The sequence below is a fragment of the Asticcacaulis sp. YBE204 genome, from assembly GCF_000495855.1.
Lineage (GTDB): Bacteria > Pseudomonadota > Alphaproteobacteria > Caulobacterales > Caulobacteraceae > Asticcacaulis.
Genome location: NZ_AWGF01000001.1, coordinates 258,819 through 278,825, shown reverse-complemented (window position 1 = coordinate 278,825; position 20,007 = coordinate 258,819). Strand labels below are relative to the sequence as shown.

At 60.9% G+C, this 20,007-nt stretch carries 20 protein-coding genes; 8 read left to right on the top strand and 12 right to left on the bottom strand.

Annotation, left to right across the window (positions count from 1 at the left end; translation table 11 throughout):
* Nucleotides 1-87 precede the first annotated feature (87 nt).
* From AEYBE204_RS22215 to AEYBE204_RS22200, 4 genes are all read left to right on the top strand, one after another.
* Nucleotides 88-1,002 carry a metallophosphoesterase gene (locus AEYBE204_RS22215; protein WP_023460568.1) on the top strand — a complete coding sequence of 305 codons (915 nt, stop codon included), beginning with the start codon at nt 88-90 and terminating at the stop codon, nt 1,000-1,002.
* Nucleotides 1,003-1,063: 61 nt separating this feature from the next.
* Complete coding sequence (locus AEYBE204_RS22210) at nt 1,064-2,689, top strand: MDR family MFS transporter (protein ID WP_023460567.1); 1,626 nt, start codon at nt 1,064-1,066, stop codon at nt 2,687-2,689.
* 194 nt (nt 2,690-2,883) lie between these two features.
* On the top strand, nt 2,884-3,759 hold the full coding sequence (trxA, locus tag AEYBE204_RS22205) for a thioredoxin (RefSeq protein WP_023460566.1): 876 nt from the start codon (nt 2,884-2,886) through the stop codon (nt 3,757-3,759).
* A 10-nt stretch (nt 3,760-3,769) separates the two neighbouring features.
* Complete coding sequence (locus tag AEYBE204_RS22200) at nt 3,770-4,006, top strand: Trm112 family protein (protein ID WP_023460565.1); 237 nt, start codon at nt 3,770-3,772, stop codon at nt 4,004-4,006.
* 53 nt (nt 4,007-4,059) lie between these two features.
* Here AEYBE204_RS22200 and AEYBE204_RS40190 read toward each other — a convergent pair whose 3' ends face one another.
* The 3 genes from AEYBE204_RS40190 to AEYBE204_RS22190 form a co-directional block, all read right to left on the bottom strand.
* Nucleotides 4,060-4,218 (bottom strand): hypothetical protein, encoded by a 159-nt coding sequence (locus tag AEYBE204_RS40190; protein WP_023460564.1) that lies wholly within the window; start codon nt 4,216-4,218, stop codon nt 4,060-4,062.
* On the bottom strand, nt 4,211-4,540 hold the full coding sequence (locus AEYBE204_RS22195; RefSeq protein ID WP_023460563.1) for a hypothetical protein: 330 nt from the start codon (nt 4,538-4,540) through the stop codon (nt 4,211-4,213). The genes AEYBE204_RS40190 and AEYBE204_RS22195 overlap by 8 nt, the downstream gene beginning before the upstream one ends.
* A gap of 92 nt (nt 4,541-4,632) precedes the next feature.
* On the bottom strand, nt 4,633-5,880 hold the full coding sequence (locus tag AEYBE204_RS22190; RefSeq protein WP_023460562.1) for a UbiH/UbiF/VisC/COQ6 family ubiquinone biosynthesis hydroxylase: 1,248 nt from the start codon (nt 5,878-5,880) through the stop codon (nt 4,633-4,635).
* 106 nt (nt 5,881-5,986) lie between these two features.
* Here AEYBE204_RS22190 and AEYBE204_RS22185 point away from each other — a divergent pair, with 106 nt between their 5' ends.
* A complete protein-coding gene (locus AEYBE204_RS22185; RefSeq protein WP_023460561.1) occupies nt 5,987-7,402 on the top strand; it encodes a serine hydrolase in 1,416 nt (471 codons plus the stop codon).
* A 3-nt stretch (nt 7,403-7,405) separates the two neighbouring features.
* On the opposite strand, the gene AEYBE204_RS22180 is transcribed toward AEYBE204_RS22185, so the two are convergent.
* Nucleotides 7,406-7,891, bottom strand: a complete 486-nt coding sequence (locus AEYBE204_RS22180) for an FKBP-type peptidyl-prolyl cis-trans isomerase (protein ID WP_023460560.1) — start codon at nt 7,889-7,891, stop codon at nt 7,406-7,408.
* Between the two features lie 14 nt (nt 7,892-7,905).
* Complete coding sequence (locus tag AEYBE204_RS22175; protein ID WP_023460559.1) at nt 7,906-9,108, bottom strand: threonine ammonia-lyase; 1,203 nt, start codon at nt 9,106-9,108, stop codon at nt 7,906-7,908.
* A gap of 267 nt (nt 9,109-9,375) precedes the next feature.
* Here AEYBE204_RS22175 and AEYBE204_RS22170 point away from each other — a divergent pair, with 267 nt between their 5' ends.
* Both AEYBE204_RS22170 and AEYBE204_RS22165 read left to right on the top strand, forming a co-directional pair.
* Nucleotides 9,376-11,421 (top strand): NAD(+) synthase, encoded by a 2,046-nt coding sequence (locus AEYBE204_RS22170; protein ID WP_023460558.1) that lies wholly within the window; start codon nt 9,376-9,378, stop codon nt 11,419-11,421.
* A 57-nt stretch (nt 11,422-11,478) separates the two neighbouring features.
* Complete coding sequence (locus AEYBE204_RS22165; protein ID WP_023460557.1) at nt 11,479-12,501, top strand: NAD-dependent epimerase/dehydratase family protein; 1,023 nt, start codon at nt 11,479-11,481, stop codon at nt 12,499-12,501.
* Here the strand turns inward: AEYBE204_RS22165 and AEYBE204_RS22160 are convergent.
* Both AEYBE204_RS22160 and AEYBE204_RS22155 read right to left on the bottom strand, forming a co-directional pair.
* The gene (locus AEYBE204_RS22160; protein ID WP_031229557.1) at nt 12,498-13,118 is read right to left on the bottom strand and encodes a carbonic anhydrase; all 621 of its coding nucleotides are present in this window, start codon (nt 13,116-13,118) and stop codon (nt 12,498-12,500) included. The two genes, AEYBE204_RS22165 and AEYBE204_RS22160, sit on opposite strands and share 4 nt — an antisense overlap.
* 88 nt (nt 13,119-13,206) lie before the next feature.
* The gene (locus AEYBE204_RS22155; RefSeq protein ID WP_023460555.1) at nt 13,207-13,422 is read right to left on the bottom strand and encodes a hypothetical protein; all 216 of its coding nucleotides are present in this window, start codon (nt 13,420-13,422) and stop codon (nt 13,207-13,209) included.
* Nucleotides 13,423-13,577: 155 nt separating this feature from the next.
* Here AEYBE204_RS22155 and AEYBE204_RS22150 point away from each other — a divergent pair, with 155 nt between their 5' ends.
* Nucleotides 13,578-15,248, top strand: coding sequence for an MFS transporter (locus AEYBE204_RS22150; protein ID WP_023460554.1), 1,671 nt, complete (start codon nt 13,578-13,580; stop codon nt 15,246-15,248).
* A gap of 241 nt (nt 15,249-15,489) precedes the next feature.
* On the opposite strand, the gene AEYBE204_RS22145 is transcribed toward AEYBE204_RS22150, so the two are convergent.
* The 5 genes from AEYBE204_RS22145 to AEYBE204_RS22125 all read right to left on the bottom strand — a co-directional run bounded on the left by AEYBE204_RS22145 (nt 15,490) and on the right by AEYBE204_RS22125 (nt 19,997).
* The gene (locus tag AEYBE204_RS22145) at nt 15,490-16,809 is read right to left on the bottom strand and encodes a type II toxin-antitoxin system HipA family toxin (RefSeq protein WP_023460553.1); all 1,320 of its coding nucleotides are present in this window, start codon (nt 16,807-16,809) and stop codon (nt 15,490-15,492) included.
* Nucleotides 16,799-17,137, bottom strand: a complete 339-nt coding sequence (locus AEYBE204_RS22140; RefSeq protein ID WP_023460552.1) for a helix-turn-helix transcriptional regulator — start codon at nt 17,135-17,137, stop codon at nt 16,799-16,801. Before AEYBE204_RS22140 ends, AEYBE204_RS22145 begins: the two co-directional genes overlap by 11 nt.
* Nucleotides 17,138-17,259: 122 nt before the next feature.
* Entirely contained in the window at nt 17,260-19,353 is a 2,094-nt protein-coding gene (gene pbpC / locus AEYBE204_RS22135) for a penicillin-binding protein 1C (RefSeq protein ID WP_023460551.1), read from the bottom strand.
* Nucleotides 19,354-19,749: a type II toxin-antitoxin system VapC family toxin gene (locus AEYBE204_RS22130; protein ID WP_023460550.1), complete on the bottom strand. Its 396-nt coding sequence runs from the start codon at nt 19,747-19,749 to the stop codon at nt 19,354-19,356. It abuts the gene before it with no gap.
* Nucleotides 19,746-19,997: an AbrB/MazE/SpoVT family DNA-binding domain-containing protein gene (locus tag AEYBE204_RS22125; RefSeq protein ID WP_023460549.1), complete on the bottom strand. Its 252-nt coding sequence runs from the start codon at nt 19,995-19,997 to the stop codon at nt 19,746-19,748. Before AEYBE204_RS22125 ends, AEYBE204_RS22130 begins: the two co-directional genes overlap by 4 nt.
* Nucleotides 19,998-20,007 lie beyond the last annotated feature (10 nt).

Genomic DNA, 20,007 nt, shown 5'->3' with positions numbered 1-20,007 from the left:
TTCGGAAATTTTTGCGTCTTGTGAAAAATATTCCACCCGCTTATGCGCAATTTTGTCTGTTATGTTCGGGTCTATGAGGGGGACGCCATGCTGATGCGCCTGAAAGGAAAACGACGCTGGATTCTGGCCGCGATCGGGCTGACCGGTGCAATATTGGCCGCAATCGCCTTCTGGTTCGAGCCGCGTAGCCTCGTCGTGTCCGAATTCGAGGTGACGACGTCCGGCTGGCCCGCCGATACCGCACCGCTGCGCGTCGTGCTGATTTCGGATGTTCACGTCGATGGCGTCCATATGCCTCCGGACCGCATTCGCAGGATCGCCGAACGGGTCAGGGCGCTCAATCCCGATGTCATCCTGCTCGCCGGTGACTATGTCGGCGGGCATGGTCTGCAAGCCGGTCCACCCAAGGCCGCGCGAGCGCTGCGTTCCGCGCACGATAACGAATTGCACGAAGAGGGTCTTGCCGCGCTGGGCGATTTCGGCGCACCGCTGGGCGTCTATGCGGTAATGGGCAATCACGATTGCTGGTGGGACTGCGACCGGGTACGGGAGATATTGTCAAAGACCCGCATCCAGTTTCTCGAAAACCGCGCCGTGAAAATTCCGCGCGCCAATGGCGATGTGTGGATCGTCGGCATTGAAGACGGCCAGACGCAAAATCCGGACTTCCAATTGGCGTCTGCCCATGTGCCGAAGGGCGCAGCGACGATTGCGCTGGCTCACAATCCCGGTCTGTTCGACTGGGACTCGAACCACATGCCGCTTCAGTTATCGGGCCACAGCCACGCCGGTCAGGTGCGCTTTCCGCTGATCGGCGCACCGGTGCGCATCACGCGCCATACAGAAGATACCGCCGACGGGTGGACGTCGAAAGGCGAGCGTCTGCTGATCGTCACGCGGGGCTTGGGCGAATCCGGTCTGCCCGTGCGGTTCGGGGCCGCGCCGCAGATCATGCTGCTGACCATCCGTCCGGGTAAGACATCCACGGTTAAACCCTCATAAAAACCTATCGTCTCCTGACGCGTCCCGTGGTAATGCGCGACCAAACCACGCAGAGCCTCACATGGATACCGCCCAACAGGACTTTACCGCCGCCGAGCGCCGCATCACCCTGATCGCGCTGATGATCGTCTTCCTGCTGTCGGCGCTGGATCAGACCATCGTCTCGACCGCCATGCCCAAGATCGTCGCGCAGTTGTCGGGCCTCGACCTCTATGCCTGGGTGACGACGGCCTATCTGCTGGCTTCGACGGTCATGGTGCCGATCTATGGCAAGCTGTCGGACATCTATGGCCGCAAGCCCATTCTGGTCATAGGCATCGTCATTTTCATGATCGGTTCCGGCCTGTGCGGTCTGGCGGGTGAGTTCGGCACCTTGCCTATCCTCGGCGGCGGCATGGTACAACTGATCGTGTTTCGCGCCATTCAGGGTCTGGGCGGCGCGGCTTTGATGACCTCGGCCTTTGCCGTGATCGCCGATATCTATCCGCCACGCGAGCGCGCCAAGCTGGGCGGGCTGTTCGGGGCGACGTTCGGTATCGCCAGCGTACTGGGGCCGCTGGTCGGCGGGTTTTTCACCGATCTGGGCACCGCCAACATTCTGGGTCTGCCGGTCGCGGGCTGGCGCTGGGTCTTCTACATCAACCTGCCGCTGGCGGGTCTGGCCCTGTTCATGATTCTGGTGAAGACGCCCAAGCTCTTGCACCGAACCGGCGGGCGCATCGACTTCATCGGCGCGGGGTTGCTGCTGGCGACCTTCCTGCCGTTTTTGCTGGCCCTGAGTTTGGGTGGCACGGCGGGGTGGTCCTCACCGCTGGTTATCGGCCTGTTTGTCGGGGCGGCTCTGGCTTTGGCGGCGTTTCTGTTCGTCGAATCGCGCGTCGTTAACCCGATCATCTCGCTGTCGCTGTTCAAAAATCGCACCTTCGCCACAGCCAATCTGGCGTCGCTGATCATCTTCATGGCCTTCATGGGTCTGGTGTCGTTCCTGCCACTGCTGCTGCAACTGGCGCAGGGGATGAACGCCACGGCCAGCGGCTTGTCGATGATGCCGCTGACCGTCGGACTGATCGCCTCGGCGACGATTTCCGGCCTGATCGTTAACAAGATAGGCAAGTACCGCCTGATCATGGTCGGTGGTGCGGCCCTGACGGCGCTGGGGGCCTTTCTGCTGTCGCGTCTGCCCGCCGAAACGCACGTCATCGATGTCGTCTGGCGCGTGTTGCTCATCGGCATAGGCCTAGGTCCGGCGCAGAGCCTGTTCAATCTGGCGGTTCAGAACGCCGTCGAGCGCCACGAGCTGGGCGTCGCCACCTCCGCCGGGCAGTTCTTCCGTCAGATCGGCTCGACCATCGGCGTGGCGGTGTTCGGCGCGGTTCTGACGCACAACCTGATGGTCATGACGCCGAAAGCGACGACCGATAGCGCGCAGGTCCAGACCCTGTCTCTGGCCGAGCTGGAGCAGATGGCGCTGGCCGGACAATCCGAAGGCGCAGCCCACGCCGACGTGCCGCCCGAAGTGCGCGACACCGTGTCCGATGCCATCAAGGGCGTGATGTTCGCGGGCTTCCTCGTCTGTCTGCTGGGGCTGATCGTGACGGCTATGGTGCCGGAATTGCCGCTCAAATCATTCAGCAAGCCGGAACCTCTGGGCGAGGCCCCCGGCGAACCACCACCGGAATCGACCTAAGGGCGCATTGGCTGCGCCGAACTACGTTTCCAAAAAGTGTATAACGGTTTTTGGAATCAAATGCGCGACAAAAAAATATTTAGAGCACGTTCCGATCCGATTGGATCGGAACGTGCTCTAAACCGCCTTGCAGAGATTGCGCGCTATCCCCATCCTATATAGAGCTTAAAAGACCAAATTTACGGCAGGATATCATGGCCAACAGCCCGCACATCATCGACGGCAGCGACGCCGATTTCGTCGCCAACGTCATCGAAGCCTCGAAAACCACTCCGGTTATCGTCGATTTTTGGGCGACCTGGTGCGGCCCGTGTCGCCAATTGGGCCCGGCGCTGGAAAAGGTCGTCACCGAGGCCAATGGCAAAGTCAAGCTGGTCAAGATCGATGTCGACAAGAACCCGATGGTCGCCGGTCAGCTGCGCGTGCAGTCGATCCCCACCGTCTACGCCTTCGTCGATGGCCGCCCGGTCGACGGCTTCATGGGCGCCAAGCCTGAATCCGAGCTGCGCGCCTTTATCGAAAAGCTGGGCGTGGCCGGTGACGATGCCGCGCCGTCGATCGAAGATGCGCTGGAACTGGCCGCACAATCCGCCGGTCAGGGCGATGTGGCCAGCGCCATGGAGGCCTATAGTTTCGTACTGGAACAAGACCCGCAGAACCTCAAGGCCGTTGCCGGTGTGGCGCGGCTCTATATCAAGGTTGGTCAGCCGGAACAGGCCAAGCAATTTCTCGACACCGTCCCTGCCGATACCAAGGACGCCGATATTCTGGGTCTGCGCGCCGCATTGGAACTGGCTGAAGACGCGCCGACCGATCTGGAGCCGTTTTTTGCGCGTCTGGAAGCGAATCCCGCTGACCATGAAGCGCGTCACGAACTGGCCCGCGGGCTGGCCGGTCAGGGCGAAATGACCGCCGCCATCGATGAACTTATGACCATCATCAAGGCCGATCCGGCGGGTGCTGGCGAAGCCGCCAAGGCGTTCCTGCTGAAAATCTTTGCCGCCGTCGGGCCGATGTCCGACATCGCCAAGGCTGGTCGCCGCAAACTCTCATCTCTGCTGTTCAGCTAAGGGGCTATCTATGTCCGATATTGAAATCGAAGCCCCGACCACGGATTCGCCCGTCCCCGATACGTCGGAAATCGACCCGCGTCTGCTCGAAGCCTTGGTATGTCCGGTGACGCGCCGCCCCCTGACCTACGACAAAACGGCGCAGGAGCTGATCAGCCCCTCCGCCGGTCTGGCCTTCCCGATCCGTTCGGGCGTACCGATCATGCTGGTCGATCAGGCCCGCCGCTTCGAGCCGTTGAAAAGCTAAGCGCACGCCAAAAAGTGTGCAGCGGTTTTTGGAATCGCGTGCGCGATGAATCTCTAAGGTTTACGGATATCCAGTTCGTCCTGCCTGTCCTCGAACGGCGGGACCGAACCGGGACCAACCACGTCACCGGCATTGTGCTGTTTGAGATGCTCGCCGAGGTCTTTCTGATCGACCTTTTTCGGGCGTGATTTCTGTGTCCAGATTCTAACCATGAGCGGCCTCCTTGCGGCCTTCGCCGTCTTCGCTTGCCGGGATAAAGGACGGTGGCGTAATGTTCTGCGTGTGCAGACGCCGGGGTGCGGTCGCGCTTTCATCGGCATCGAGACGGCTGTGACGAAGGTCCAGTTCATTAGCCTGATCTTCAGCCGGGAACAGCCCGGTGCCGGGGATAACCGCCGCGCCGAGATCGGCCAGATCGCCGCCGCCAAGATCATCGGCAGAGTCGCCATCCGGCGTCACCACCAGGGTGGCGTCGCCTTCGGGGTGCAGATCATCATCAAGGGCTTGAAATTGCTTCTGAAAGTTATCGGGCATCCGGTGTCTCCTGAAATCCTTTGCAGATAGGTTCAGATTTTCACACACCGCCTAAGTTTTCGCCGTGTTAGGGTTCGACCGGTATAAATTACCTATATAATCTGCCCACGGAGTAATTTCGGCAAATCGCCCGTTGCCCCGCCCGCGTCTTCCATGAAAAAGCGGCGTGCCGGACCGATGGCATTGACCACGCCCATGCCGACATCGCGCGCCACCCGCACAATCGGATTATTATTGGAAAACAGGTGGACGAAGCCGTCCATGATGATCGAGGTCGAGACGTTTTCGAACCGCCGCCATTGCGCGTAGCGTTCCAGCACGCTTTCCGCACCGATATCCTCGCCCAGACGCGCCGCCTCGATGACCACCTCGGCCAGGGCCGCGGCGTCTTTCAGTCCGAGGTTCAAGCCCTGTCCGGCAATGGGGTGGATGCCGTGGGCCGCGTCACCCAGCAACGCGATGCGCCCGCGATACATGTCTTCGGCCAAAGCCATCGACAACGGATAGATGAACTTCGGTCCGGTCAGCTCGACCTGCCCCAGAAACTCGCCGAAGCGCTGCATCAGGTGGGCATGGAACAGTTCGGGACGAACTTCCAAAAGCGCCTTCGCCTTGGCGTGGCTCTCGGACCAGACGAGGCAGGCACGATTATCCGTCAGCGGAAGAATGGCGAACGGCCCCGACGACAGGAAGTATTCGTAGGCGACGTGGTTGTGCGGATGCTCCATCTTGACGGTCGCCACAACGGCGCTCTGGCCATAGTCCCAGCCGATGGTCTTGATTTTCGCATGTTCGCGCAGCGGCGAGTTTCGCCCTTCGGCGGCGACCACCAGCGGGGCGCTCAGTACTTCGCCCGTATCGAGCGTCAAGACGACCTGCCCCGGCGTCTCCTTGATATGGGCGACTTTCGCGGGCGTGATCAGACGGATACCGGCGGCGACCACGGCCTCATGTAAGGCGGCGCGCGTGTGGCGGTTCTCGATCATATAGCCGAGCGGTTCATCGCCCGACCGGTCCGAAATCTCCGCCGCGTCGAAATGCAGGAAAAAGGGCGAAGGCTTTTTCGTCGCCGCGCCGGGCAGGTGCGCGTCGGTGACGACGATCTCGTTCATCCGGCACGAGAGCGGCTCCAGCGCAGCACCGACGCCCAGCGCCTGCCATTGCCGGAAACACGAATAGGCGATGGCCGAGGCCCGCCCGTCATAGGTCGCCTCGACCTGCGCGCTCAGGGGCATCCGCTCGACCATCACCACGTCCAGCCCGCCCTTGGCCAGCGCCAGAGCGACGGTCATGCCGGCCATACCGGCCCCTACGATGATAATGTCGTGTCGCGTTTCCATGCCGCTGTTTTAGACCCATGACAGCGTCTCCGCATTAAATTTATTTCAGTAGCCGCGATTTGCCGCAGCCCCTATGGTCGTCGCGCTGTTCGAGAGGGGATTAAAAATGACGATGACGCGTCGCTGGCATTTGCAAGGGCTGATCGCCGCCGCCGGTATTATCGCCACGCCGGTCTTTGCTGCGTCACCGTTTACCGGTACCTGGTCAGGCACCCTGATCGCGGGGGCGGCGCGGCTGGTCCTGCGGCTGATCATCGAAGAGGCCACCGCCACCCTGTTCAGCGTCAGCCAGGGCAATGCCCGCATCCCTGCGACGTCAATGGCGATCGACGGCAAGACGATTATTCTGAAATTCGCGGCGATCAAGGCGACCTTCGAAGGCACGCTGAGCGACGACACCCATATCGACGGCACCTTTTTTCAGGGCGCGCCGTTACCCCTCAGGCTGAATCGTGGGGAGACGCCGGAACCGGTCGCCGAGCCCAGTTTCGCGCCGCTGACACCCGAATTGCTTAGCGACAAACGCATGGCCGCCTATACCCCGGCCATGGGGGCAGGGTGGTCGAAGGGCATCTCTTCCGGTCTGTTCGTCAAAGGCGCGCGCTCCAGCGACGACGAGATCGCCGCCCAGCCCGTAGACCAATGGCACTGGGGCTCGATCACCAAGTCGATGACTGCCACCTTATGCGCGCGCATGGTCGAGGCGGGCGTCATCGACTGGAAAACCACCGTCGGCAAGGTTTTCGGCGCTAAGGACGCCGGTCCCTATGCTCAGGCGACGTTGCTACATTTGCTCAGCCACCGCGCGGGGCTACAGGCCAATATCGACCTGATGAACATGGTCTTCTATAGCCGCGACCCCCTGCCCGATCCGCGCGACGAACGAAACAAGTGGGCGCTGGCGGCGTTGAAACAAAAGCCCGTCGGACCGGCCGGCAAACAGAATGTCTACAGCAATAACGGCTATATTGTCGCCGGGGCCATGCTGGAAAAACTGACCGGAAAGCCGTGGGAAACCCTGATCCAGCAGGAGGTTTTCGCACCTTTGGGTATCGAAGCGGCGGGTTTTGGCGCGCCGGGACGTCCGGGTCAGGTCGATCAGCCGCTCGGCCACGCCGTGCAGGGTCACACCCGAAAACCCATGCCGGTCGGCGCGAAACTGCCGAACGACAATCCGGTGGCCTTAGGGCCTGCCGGTCGCGTCCATATGCCGATCGCATCGATGCTGAATTATCTCCGGGCGCACCGCGATCAGCCCGCGACCTTCCTGAAAGCCGAAAGCTGGCAAGCCCTGCACACCCCGCATTTCGGCGACGACTATGCGCTGGGCTGGGTCGTGCGGCCCGACGGCAGCCTGTGGCACAACGGCTCCAACACCATGTGGTACGCCGAGGTGCTGGTCGATATCAAAACCGGCACAGTCGCCTGCGCGACCGCCAATGACGCCGCGCCCGACACTCTGAAAGCCGTCGGAGAGGTACTTATGTCGGCCCGCGCGGCGGCTCTGGCTGAGCCGGTTTAAATCTTACGGCGCAATATCCAGCAACTGGATCTTGAACACCAGCACGCTGTTCGGGGGGATAGGACCTGAGCCCGCTTCGCCATAACCCAGTTGAGCCGGGACATAGAGCTCCCAGGTCTCGCCCTTTTTCATTTCGGGGATGGCGATTTTCCACGCCTCGACCAGGTTATCCAGCGTGAAGGCGGCCGGTGTGCCGCGCTCGAAGCTCGAATCGAAGACATTGCCGTCCAGCGTCTTGCCTTCGTAATGCACCTTGACCGTATCGCGCGGCGAGGGCTTGGGCGCATTGGGATCGGTCGCGGGCGTCAGAACCTTGTACATCAGGCCCTTGGGCAGCTTCTGCACGCCCGGTTCCTTGGCCTTGGTATCGAGGAAGGTCTGACCGGCTTGCAGATTGGCAGCCATCATCGCCGGGTCTTCCTTTTTCCCGCACGCCGTCAGAGACAGGGTGGACACAAGCGCAGTGGCTAAAAGAACGGATTTCAGCATCAATAAACTCCGGGTCAGTCCATCCGCAGCGCGTAGCCCGTAGCCCGCAGCGCTTCGGAAATTTCATGGGCGTGGCGCGCGTCCTGCGTTTCCACGAGAATATCGAATTCCGCGCCCTTGGCAGGCACGTCCAGCACGAGGCGGTTGTGCGCCACATCGACGATATTGCCGCCCTTGCGCGAGATCACGTCGGCCATAAGCGTCAGCATCCCCGGACGGTCGTCGCCGAGGATGCGATAGGTGACCAGACGCTTTTCGCGCACCAGTTCGCGTTGCAGCACCGAGGCCAGCAAACGCATGTCGATATTGCCACCACACAGGATCAGGCCGACCTTTTGCCCCTCGAATTTCTCCGGGTAGCGCATGACGGCGGCCAGACCCGCCGCGCCCGCGCCTTCGGCGACGGTCTTTTCGATGTTGACATAGGCGGCGATGGCGCGTTCGAAATCGGCTTCGTCGATGACCAGCACGTCGTCGACCAGCGGATTGGCGACTTCGTAGGAGAGGTTGCCGACTTCCTTGACGGCGATGCCTTCGGCGATGGTCGAGCCGCCCGATGGGGTATTCAGGCCCCGGCGCTTGGCGGCGAACGACGGGTACATCGATGCCTCAACGCCGATGACCTTGATCCACGGCTTGAGCGCCTTCGCGGCAACCGCCATGCCCGCGACCAGCCCGCCGCCGCCGATCGGCACCAGCAGCACGTCGAGGTCCGGCACGGCCTCCAGCATCTCAAGCGCCACAGTGCCCTGACCGGCCATGACGTCGTAGTCGTTGAACGGGTGAATATAGACGGCGCCCGCCTCTTCGCAGACCTTCTGCGCATAGGCCGAGGATTCGTCGTAATTGGCGCCTTCGATGACGACCTTGGCGCCGAAGCTCTGAGTCTTCTGTACCTTCACGAAGGGCGTGCCGTGAGGCATGACGATGGTCGCCGGAATGCCCAGACGCGTGGCGTGATAGGCGATGCCCTGCGCGTGGTTACCGGCCGACGCCGCATAGACGCCGCGCGCCCGCTCGTCTTCGGACAGGGTCATCAGCTTGTTGAGCGCCCCGCGCTCCTTGAAAGCCGAGGTATATTGCTGGTTTTCGAACTTGATCCACAGTTGGGCACGCGTCATCGCGCTCAGCTTCTGCGAATAGGCGCACGGCGTGTGAACCACATGGCCGCTGATGCGCTCGGCGGCATCCTGGATGTTCTGTAAACTGACGCTCATGGTATCGGGCAATCTCTTTAAAACTCAGGCTCCCTTACCAGAGGTCAGCCAGACGCCAAAGCCAAAATCAGGAAGCCTTGTAAAAAGCGGAATAAACCGTAATCGATGATACAGTTTCATATGTAATTATTTTTAGTTTTTGCATTTAGTGAAATTCAATGTGACACATTTTTAGTCCATATTTCGATTTTCTATAATACCAAAATTACCAAAACAAGCCTATAAGACACGATCTGTGCCATTCCGGTTTGATGAAAGCCGTCTAAAATGACCAATTCCGATCTTTCTTTCTATTCTACCGCCGCGCACGGTTTCGTTCGCATTGCCTGCGTCACCCCCAAGGTGCATATCGCCAACCCGCAGGCCAATCTGAAAGAACATCTGGCTTTGGCCGAGCAGGCAGACAGCGCAGGGGCCGATCTGGTTGTATTTCCCGAACTATCCTTAAGCGGCTATTCGCTCGACGATCTGTTCCTGCAACAGACCTTGCTGGAAGTTGTCAAAACTACGCTCGAAACGCTGATAATAGCTACCGCAAACCTGCGCCCGGTTATGGTGGCGGGTGCGCCTTTGCTGATCAATGGCGCGGTCTATAATTGCGCGGTCGTTATCCATCGCGGTCGAGCGCTGGGTGTCGTCCCCAAGACCTATCTGCCCAATTATCGCGAATATTACGAGCGCCGCTATTTCGCCAGCGGGGCCGATCTTGAACAGGCATCCCTCAGCCTGAACGATGTCGGCGTATCGGTGGGCAACGACCTGTTGTTTCACGCCCACGGCTTCGACGCCTTCACCTTCGGTGTCGAAATCTGCGAAGACCTGTGGGTGCCGCAAACGCCCTCAACGCGACTGGCGCTTAAGGGGGCGACGGTCATCGTCAACCTGTCGGCCTCTCCAGTCGTGATCGGCAAGTCGCGCGCCCGCAAACGCCTGTGTGCGGCCGCATCGGAGCGCCTGTTCTGTGCCTATGCCTACAGCGCGGCGGGGCCGGGCGAATCGACGACCGATCTGGCGTGGGACGGGCAATCCCTGATCTACGAACTGGGGGAACTGATCGCCGAAGGTGATCGCTTCACCTCGGACTCGATGACCCTGGCGGATATCGACGTCGAACGTATCGTGCAGGAACGCCTGCGCACGGGCACCTTCCACGACGCCCGCAAAGCCATGCCGCCCCTGCTGCACGCAAGCCTGCCCTTCGATTACGAACCGCATAGCCTGACCGACTTCCATCGCCCGGTGGATCGCTTCCCCTATGTGCCGAACGACCGCGAACGGCTCGACGAAGACTGCTACGAGGCCTTCAATATTCAGGTCCACGGCCTGATGCAGCGGCTGGAAAGCACCAAGACGCAAAAGGTCGTCATTGGTGTTTCCGGCGGGCTCGACTCGACCCACGCTTTGATCGTTACCGCCAAGGCCTTCGACCGGCTGGGTCTGCCGCGCGAAAACATTCAGGGCTATACCATGCCGGGGTTCGGCACTTCGACGGGCTCGAAATCCGACGCGCACAAGCTGATGAAGGCCTTGGGCATCACCGCGCACGAACTCGACATACGTCCGGCGGCCAAGCGGATGCTGATGGATATCGGCCACCCCTATTCGCGCGGCGAAGCGGTTTACGACGTCAATTTCGAGAACGTGCAGGCGGGGTTGCGCACCGATTTCCTGTTCCGTCTGGCGGGAGAACATAAAGGTTTCGTCATCGGCACCGGCGATCTGTCGGAACTGGCGCTCGGCTGGTGCACCTACGGCGTAGGCGACCATATGAGCCATTACAACGTCAATTGCGGGGCGCCCAAAACCCTGATCCAGCACCTGATCCGCTGGGCAGCGAAGACCGAATTCGACGCCAAGGCCGCGCGTATCCTGCGTTCGGTTCTGGAGCGCGAAATCTCGCCGGAACTGGTCCCCATCGGGGCAACGGGCGAAGTGCAGAAGACCGAGGACAAGGTCGGCCCCTATGAGCTTCAGGACTTTACGCTCTATTACCTGACGCGCTTCGGGCTCAAGCCGTCGAAGATCGCTTTTCTTCAGTATCAGGCGTGGAAAGACGCCAATAGCGGCGACTGGCCGCCTGATTTTCCGGAACATAAACGCCGCGCCTATACGATCGGCGAGATCAAAAAATGGGCCGAGGTCTTTCTGTTCCGCTTCTTCACCATTTCACAGTTCAAGCGTTCCGCCGTGCCGAACGGCCCGAAGCTGATTTCCGGCGGCGCCTTGAGCCCGCGCGGCGACTGGCGCGCGCCGTCCGATGCCACCGCCACCCTGTGGCTGGAGGAACTCAGGTCGCGGGTGCCGGATAGCTGAGGCTTGACATAAACGCCTCCGCAATAGACACCCGGAGCCTAAGTAAGGATACGGATCATGCGCTACCTCGTCACCGGCACCGCCGGCTTTATCGGCTTTCACCTCGCCCATCGGCTTCTGCGCGATGGCCATGAGGTGCACGGCTTCGACGGCATGACGCACTATTACAATCCGCGGCTGAAAGAGGCACGTCTGGCTGAACTCTCGGTGTTTCCGGCTTTTACCCAGCATATCGGGATGCTCGAAGACCGTGCCGCCATCGAAGCGGCATTCGATGCCGCCAAGCCTGAGATCGTCGTCCATCTGGCGGCACAGGCGGGGGTGCGCTATTCGCTCGAAAACCCGAAGGCCTATCTCGACTCCAATCTCGTCGGGTCGTTCAATATGATCGAGCTGTCCAAGGTACACGGCGTTCAGCACCTGATGCTGGCCTCGACATCGTCCGTATACGGTGCGAACCCCTCGATCCCGTTCCGCGAGACCGACAAGACCGACGAACCGCTGACCTTCTACGCCGCCACCAAGAAATCGACCGAGCTGATGGCGCATTCCTACGCGCACCTGTACAAGGTGCCGACGACGGCCTTCCGCTTTTTCACGGTATATGGCCCGTGGGGTCGCCCGGATATGGCGCTGTTCAAGTTCGTCAAGGCGGCTTTGGAAGGCCGTGAGGTCGAAATCTACGGCGAAGGGAAGATGTCGCGCGACTTTACCTTCATCGACGACCTGATCGAAGCCATCGTGCGTCTGTGCGCCATTGCACCGTCGGAAGCCAACCGCGTCCCGGGCGATACCCTGTCGCATCAGGCCCCGTTCCGCGCCATCAATATTGGCGGCGGTCAACCCGTCGGCCTGCTCGATTTCGTCGATACGGTCGAGGTGGCGTTGCAATCGAAGGGCATGAACTCGGCTCTCAAGCGCAAGATGTTACCGATGCAAAAGGGCGACGTGCCGCGCACCTATGCCGCGCCGGATCTGCTTCAGGCTCTGACCGGCTATTGTCCGTCCACGGATTTGAAAACCGGCGTTCAGGCCTTTGTCGACTGGTATATCGACAAACGCCCACTGTTCGAGGATTAAATCCCGAATAAACGTTCGCGCTCCGCCAGATTGCGGACCGAGATATTCATGTCCGTCACCAGCCCGTTGGCGATCGAATAGACCCAGCCGTGAATCGCCAGAGGCTGGCCTTCGCGCCAGGCATTGAGAATGATCGGGTTGGTCGCGACGTTACGCACCTGAGAAATGACGTTCAGTTCGCACAGGCGATCGACGCGGGCGTCCTGCGTCGGGCATTCGTTCAGTTCATGCCGGTGTTCGTGCGCCACGTCGCGGATCGGTGACAGCCAGTGGTCGATCAGGCCGTGATCCGTCGATTCGATCGAGGCGCGCACGCCGCCGCAGCCATAGTGCCCGACGACCAGCACGTGCTTGATCTTCAGGACATGCACGGCATATTGCAGCACGCTCAGATAGTTGGCGTCCTGCGGCGGCGCGAGGTTGGCGACGTTGCGGTGAACGAACAGCTCGCCCGGATCGAGATTGACGATCTCATTGGCCGGGACGCGCGAGTCGGAACAGCCGATCCACAGATATTCGGGGTTTTGCTGACGGACCAGACGCGAGAAGAAATCCGGATCGACGCGCGTCTTTTCCCGCGCCCAGTTGCGGTTATTCTCGATCAAATTTTGCACCATGTCCGGTTCCACCATATGACGTCACCCCTCTCATGTTGCATCGCATAAAAGCGTGAGCCTTTTGGATCAAGCTTTTTTAGCTTCAAATTCAGGTGACTTGCCCAAACAACGGCGCAAGGAACAGCCAGATGGCATTGATCCCGGCATCGAGCTTCTGGCCTGCGCCCGAAAACGACCCCGTGTAGAGATAGAGGATCAGCACGATCACCCCGATCAGACCCAGCGCAGCCTCCAGCACGGCAATCAGGGCCTTGCCTGGTTCGATCCGCTTTTGCGGCGCATAGGTGTCTTTTGTGTCGATCACAGGCCCCTCCCTAGATGTACAATCAAGCTTAACGCAAAAGCCCGCACCGCCAAACGCAAAAATAACATCGGCTGCATAATGCCTCTTGTCATGCAGAGCCGCTTCGATCAAATGGCGGCCCCGGCAACTATTGATAAGATTAACAGGGACGTACCATGGCCAAAAAACCGAAGCCGCCGGCGGTCGAAGCGCCGAAAGCGGGCCTGAAAACCATCGTGGCCGCCTCGGCCGCGGGTACGACGTTCGAATGGTACGATTTCTTCATCTTCGGTGCCCTGACCTCGATCATCACGAAGAATTTCTTCACCGGCCTCGACGATACGACGGGCATGATTCTGGCGCTGCTGACCTTCGCACTCGGCTTTTTGTCACGGCCTATCGGGGCGCTGATCTTCGGCCATATCGGCGATCGTAAAGGCCGCAAAGGGACGTTCCTCTATACGATCCTGCTGATGGGGGCGGCGACCGTACTGATCGGCTTTCTGCCGACCTACGGACAGGCAGGCATTTTCGCGCCACTGTTGCTGGTGGCGCTCCGCATCCTGCAAGGCATCGCGATGGGGGGTGAATATGGCGGCGCGGCCATCTATGTCGCCGAACACGCACCGGCGCACCGGCGCGGCACCTATACGGCGTGGATTCAGTCCTCGGCCTCGTTCGGTCTGGTCGCCGCGCTGGGCACGGTGCTGATCACGCGCTCAATCATCGGCGAAGACGCCTTCGCCGACTGGGGCTGGCGCGTGCCGTTCATCGTCTCGACCCTGCTTTTGGTCGTCTCGGTCTATATCCGCGCCAAGACCGCCGAAAGTCCGGCCTTCAAGGCCCTGCACGATGCCGGGGCCGTGTCGAAAGCCCCGTTCCGGGAGGCCTTTGGTCAATGGTCGAACCTGCGTCAGGTGCTAATCGCCCTGTTCGGCTTCATGATGGCGCAGGGTGTGGTATGGTACACGACCTTCTTCTATACGCAGGTGTTTCTGGAAAAGAGCGTGCGGCTGGAACCGGCGATCATCAACTGGCTGGTCATGGGCACCTCGATCCTCAGTTCATTTCTCTATGTCATGTGGGGCGCAATTTCCGACCGTATCGGGCGGAAAAAGGTCATGGTCTTCGGTATCGCTCTGGCGGTCGTCGGTTTCTTCCCTGGCTTTCATCTGCTCGCCAAATTCGCCAATCCGGAGCTCGACGCTGCCGTCAAACGCACCCCGGTCGTCATCTTCGCCGACCCGCGCACCTGCACCGTACAGTTCGACCCGGTCGGCAAGGCGCAGTTCACCTCGTCCTGCGATCTGGCCAAGGCTTTGGTTACGGCCCAAGGCGTCCCCTATGTCAGCAAGCCCGCCGAACCCGGCGCGAAGGCCGCCACGGTCCAGATCGGCAATGCGGCTCTGGCGGTCACTTCAGGCAAGGATCTGAGCAAGGACGAGCTCAAAACCCTGAAAACCAACGCCACGACCGACCTCAAGGCCGCACTGAAAACCGCCGGTTACCCGGAAAAGGCCGATCCGAAAAAGGCCAATCTGTGGGGCGTCTTCCTCGTCCTGTGCGGGTTCACGATCGGGGCGACGGCGCTCTATGGCCCCATGGCCTCGGCCTTGGTCGAGATGTTCCCGACGCGGGTGCGCTATACGGCCTTGAGCCTGCCCTACAATATCGGCACCGGCTGGTTCGGTGGGCTTCTGCCGGCGATCTGCTTCGCTATGGTCGCGGGGTCAGGCAATATCTTCTACGGCCTGTGGTATCCGGTCATCATCGGCGCGATTGCGGTCGTGGTCTGCGTGGTGTTCATGAAAGAGACGCACGGACGCGATCTGAATACGATTGAGTAAACTTTCGGCTTAACGTTCTCCCTCCTCCCTATCGAGCCTTAGGCGAATATGGGGACCGGGCCGCCGGAGCGGGTGGCAGCGAGCATAGCGATCGGGGCCGCCCGTGCGGCTGACGGAGGGGTACGACTCCGAAATCCCCAGCGCGTTGAACAGCTTGGCGTTATAACCCTCCGCCTCAACGCTGCGCGTCTCGGCACCTCCCCGCAAGCAGGGCGGAGGGAGACTAGATAAATATCTCTAGTTATTCGCCGTAATATCCCTCAAACGCATAGGGATTGAGAAACTGCCGCTCCCACATCAGGTTGCGGTCGATCTCGCTCAGTTGCGCCTCGTCGCACACCGCGTGCCATTGCGCCCGGATCGTGGCCACCTGCGCGTCGATCAGGGCCTTGGCCGCCTCGCGCGTCAGCTGGAAATTGCTCGCCGCATCGAGGCAGACCGACAGGCGGCTTTGACGGTTATCGCCGATGATGAGCATGGCTTGGGTCGCTTCGTTACCCGTGCGCCCTTGCGGACAGATATCGTAGGCGGGGGTCAGGGTCAGGCGTGACCCGTCCCAGAAGGCCGCATGGTTGCGCGCGTGATCGTCGGTATTGCCGCTCAATATATTGAATACCAACCGCCCGAACAGTTCGCGCAGGGTCTGGCCCGGATGGGTAAACCGATGGCGGATATGTTCGCACAGATCCTCATAGCTGGCGTAACGCGCCATCATCTCGTCCAGCCCGAAAATGGTCAGGGCCGAAACGTGCAGTTTCCGCGTCCAGCCGCCTTCAATGCGGTGGCGGTCGAAACGTTCGATCAGCAGCACGTCCTTGCCCGCCGCGTTGAGCAACTGCACCGGCGCGACGTCGAGCCCGACGCGTTCGGCCAGCCGCATGGCGACATATTCGCCGCGCACCACATCGAAGACGTCGGATTTCGAGGAAAATTTGGCAATAAACTTGTGCTCGCCTTCCATCACCTTGCCCTTGGGTCGCGCCCCGCCGATTGAGTCGCCATGGAACAGCGCCTGCTCAAGTTCCGGCGTCAGGGGCACGCCCTGCTCGACCTGTTCGGCGGCGTTCATCAGGTCTTCGATGGTCGGCGTGCCGCGTTCGCGGGCGACGAACTCCGTCGGTGAACGCTGAAAATCGAGCGCCCCGATGCGGTCGGACCCCGATTCCAGCATATAGGTCAGCTCATCCAGTTGCGTGACATCGATGGCGTCGCGCTTCTTGCCGAACTTGCGGTTGATGATGACACGCCGCCCCCAAGCGTCCGGCGCCCCGTCGCGCAGGCACCCCGGCATGGACAGGCCCGGCAACAGCGGCAAAGGCCCGGACTTCAAGGGTAGTTCCGGGCCATAGAGCGAGATAGCGGCGGGCCGTTCCAGATAGGAGCGGCCATAGTTAAACTGAAGCTCTTCACCGACGCGAAACAACCGCCCGGCGACAACGGGTTTCGTCGCATCCGGCAGCCATGTCCAGACAAAGGCTTCGGTGACGGGCTCTTCTTGGCGCGCATTTGAATCCGAAAACCGCTGTACACTTTTCGGAATGCGCTCTGGTTCAGAAGTCATCGTTTATCACCGGTTTAGGACGACGCACCGTCTTCGGCAGCAGGGTCAGTCGCGATTCGACGTCGTTGATTTGCAAGGTCAGACCCCCGCGTTCGGGCGTGAACAAAGGGACTCCGGCGATGGTCGCCGCTTCGAACACCGCCCCGATCGCACAGCCGGGATCGCCACGTTCGATGCGTTGCAAAAGCGTGCGCGAAATCCCGGCGCGCTCGGACAGTTCCTGCGTGGTGATCTTGCGCTCGATGCGCGCCATGCGGATCATCTGCCCCAGAAGCGTCAGGGCTTCCCGGCTGTAACGCGAATAGGCACGGTCGGAAACTTGCGGCATATTGATCCATTAATGATGCAAGAATAAATAATATGGATCATTTATAGATCAAAATCATAAATATGCAATTATGGTCCATAGATGAGCCACAACGCACTTAAATGATGCATTTATGATCCAATTTAAGGTCGGGTATTTTGCGAAATGACCCGTACACGGACCTGACTGCGGCTGATGACCCCCTCGGCATCGACGACGCTGACCTCGTAGAAGCCCTCTGCCTCAGGTCGCCAGTCGAGCCGCCCGTTTTCATCGGGTAATAGGGGCTGTCCATTGACGTACCAGCTTAAAGGCCCCTTGCCGCGCGCCGAGGGTTTCAGCCCCCGCACCACCGATAGCTTACCGCCTGCGGTCGTGGCCTCGACATAGACCACGGCCTTGTCCGGCGGGAACAGGATCGACGCGCCCTTTTGCGCCGGTTTCAGCGCCTTGAGCGCTTCGGGCGCGGCGGCGGGCGTCAGGGCCTGCGGCGCTTGCGAGGGGGCATTGATCTGATCGAAGACGTCGAACAACAAGGGCGCCGAGGCCTCACGCCCGGTCTGATCGACACGCGCGCCACCGTCGGGTCGTCCGGTCCATACCAATACGACATAGCCGCCCGCCACCCCGACGGCCAAGGCATCGCGGAATCCGTACGATGTGCCGGTCTTATAGGCCGGACGATTGGCGGTTTTCATCAGGTGCGCGGGCAGTCGTCCGGCGGGCGGCGGCGTTTCCCTCAGTATACTGATCACCCGCGAGGCCGCGTCGGCCTGCATCAGGCGCTGCCCGCCACGGGTGAGGTTCTGTTTGGCGTCCGCCTCGGTCCAAGTCAGCGGCTTGATCAGCCCCTTCTCGCCCAGCCCCGTATAGAGCAAGGCCAGATCGTCGAGCCTGATCCCGGCTCCACCCAGCGCAATGGCCAGACCGGCGTCCTTATAGCCCTCCTTGGGTCGCCGCAGCCGGACACCCACGCCATCGAGCCGCGACTCGAACGCCCCCACGCCGATGCGATTCAACACTGCTACGGCGGGGACGTTGAGCGAATGGGTCAGGGCTTCCTTGGCGGAGACCTCGCCATGGAACACCTTGTCGAAGTTTTCCGGCTGATAGTCGCCAAAGCGCGTCGCCACGTCCATCAGGCGCGTATCGGGCGCAATGATCCCCTCCTCGAACCCGAAGCCGTAGATGAACGGTTTCAGCGTCGATCCCGGCGAACGCATGGCCTGCACCATGTCGATCCACCCGCCCGCCCGGTCGAGCCCCCCCGAACCGACGCTGGCGCGCACGGCGCGGGTTTTCACTTCGATGACGAGGATCGCTGCCGACGAATTCGGGCCCTGCGCAATGGCCGTTTGCCGCGCCAGGGTCTCCAGCCGCGCCTGCAACGGCGCGTCCAGTGTCGTCACCACTGTCGCCTGCAACCCCTTGGCCTGTGAGGCCAGCCGTCCCGCCGCGTGCCATGCCAGGGCCGGAAAAGAGAAGCGTTTGACGACCATCGGTTCGCTTTGCGCCTCGCTGACCTGCGATGTGGCGATAATTCCTTTTTGCGCCATGCGTTCCAGCACGAGGTTGCGCGCTTTCATCGCCGTTTCCGGATGCCGGTCGGGACGGCGCGCTTCGGGCGCTTGCGGCAGGGCGATCAGCAAGGCCTGTTCACCGAGCGTCAAACTCTCCGGCTCGTGCCCGAAATAGGACAACGACGCCGCCCGCACGCCTTCAAGATTACCGCCATAGGGGGCCAGCGTGAGATACAACGACAGGATTTCGCGCTTGGAATAGCGCGCTTCCAACTGCCACGCGCGACCGACCTCGATCAGTTTCGACAGGTAGTTGCGCGGTTTGGGTTCCAGCAATCGCGCCGTCTGCATGGTGATGGTCGAACCGCCCGAGACGATGCCGCCCGCACTCATATTCGAGCCGAAGGCGCGTGCGATGGCGATCAGATCGACGCCTTGATGGAAATAAAAGCGCTCATCCTCGACCTTGAGCAGGTTGCGGATAAAGGTCTTGTCCGTGCGGTCCAGATCGGCGCGAATCCGCCACGTCCCGCCCTTGACCGGCAAGGCCCGCAGCCAAGCCCCATTGTGATCCAATGCCACAGCGGAGGCCTCTTTCGCCCGCGACATATCCGGCGGCAGGACCAGATCGACCCCGCACACCGCGACCTGAAGCGCCAGAAACGCGATCAGAAGCTTGATCAGGCGGGGGATAATTGCGTCGCGCCGAAGGGACATTTACAGTGGCTGCACGGCATGGCCTTGCGTCGCCAGAAGCGCCACTGCCTGCTTATCAAACGACGCAAAGGTCTCTCCCCCCAGCCAGCGCCCTTCATAGGCTATCACGCCATCGGCGAAATCGCCGCCCGCCTTCAAGAGCGACAGTCCGGCGTCGACGGCAGGACGGTTGGCGGCGACATTACCCGCCGCCATAAGCGCTTCGATGGCCTGAGCAGTATCGGCCACACCGAATCCATAGACGCGGCGCAAAACCCAGACGAACTCGCACAGGGACGGCAAAGCCACGGCGATGAGCTCGGCATCCAGCAGCAGCTTTGCCGCGGCCATACCCTGAACCGGATCATCGCGCACTACGGCACGGACAAGGATATTGGTATCAACCGTAATCCTCATTTTTCGCCAGACCAGCCTTTGGTTATTGCCGCATCCATTTCCTCAAGACTGGCAATCCGGGTTGTGCGACCCGCCAGAAGCCCGACGAAATCAGAAATAGACGCTGCCGGTTGCGCGGCACGGATGACGCCACGGCCATCCGGCAACAAATCGACCTCTATCTTGTCACCCGGCTTGATGCCGAGGTGATTGAGAACGTCCTTGCGAAAGGTCACCTGCCCGCGCGCCGTCACCGTTAGAGTCGTCATGACCTTGCTC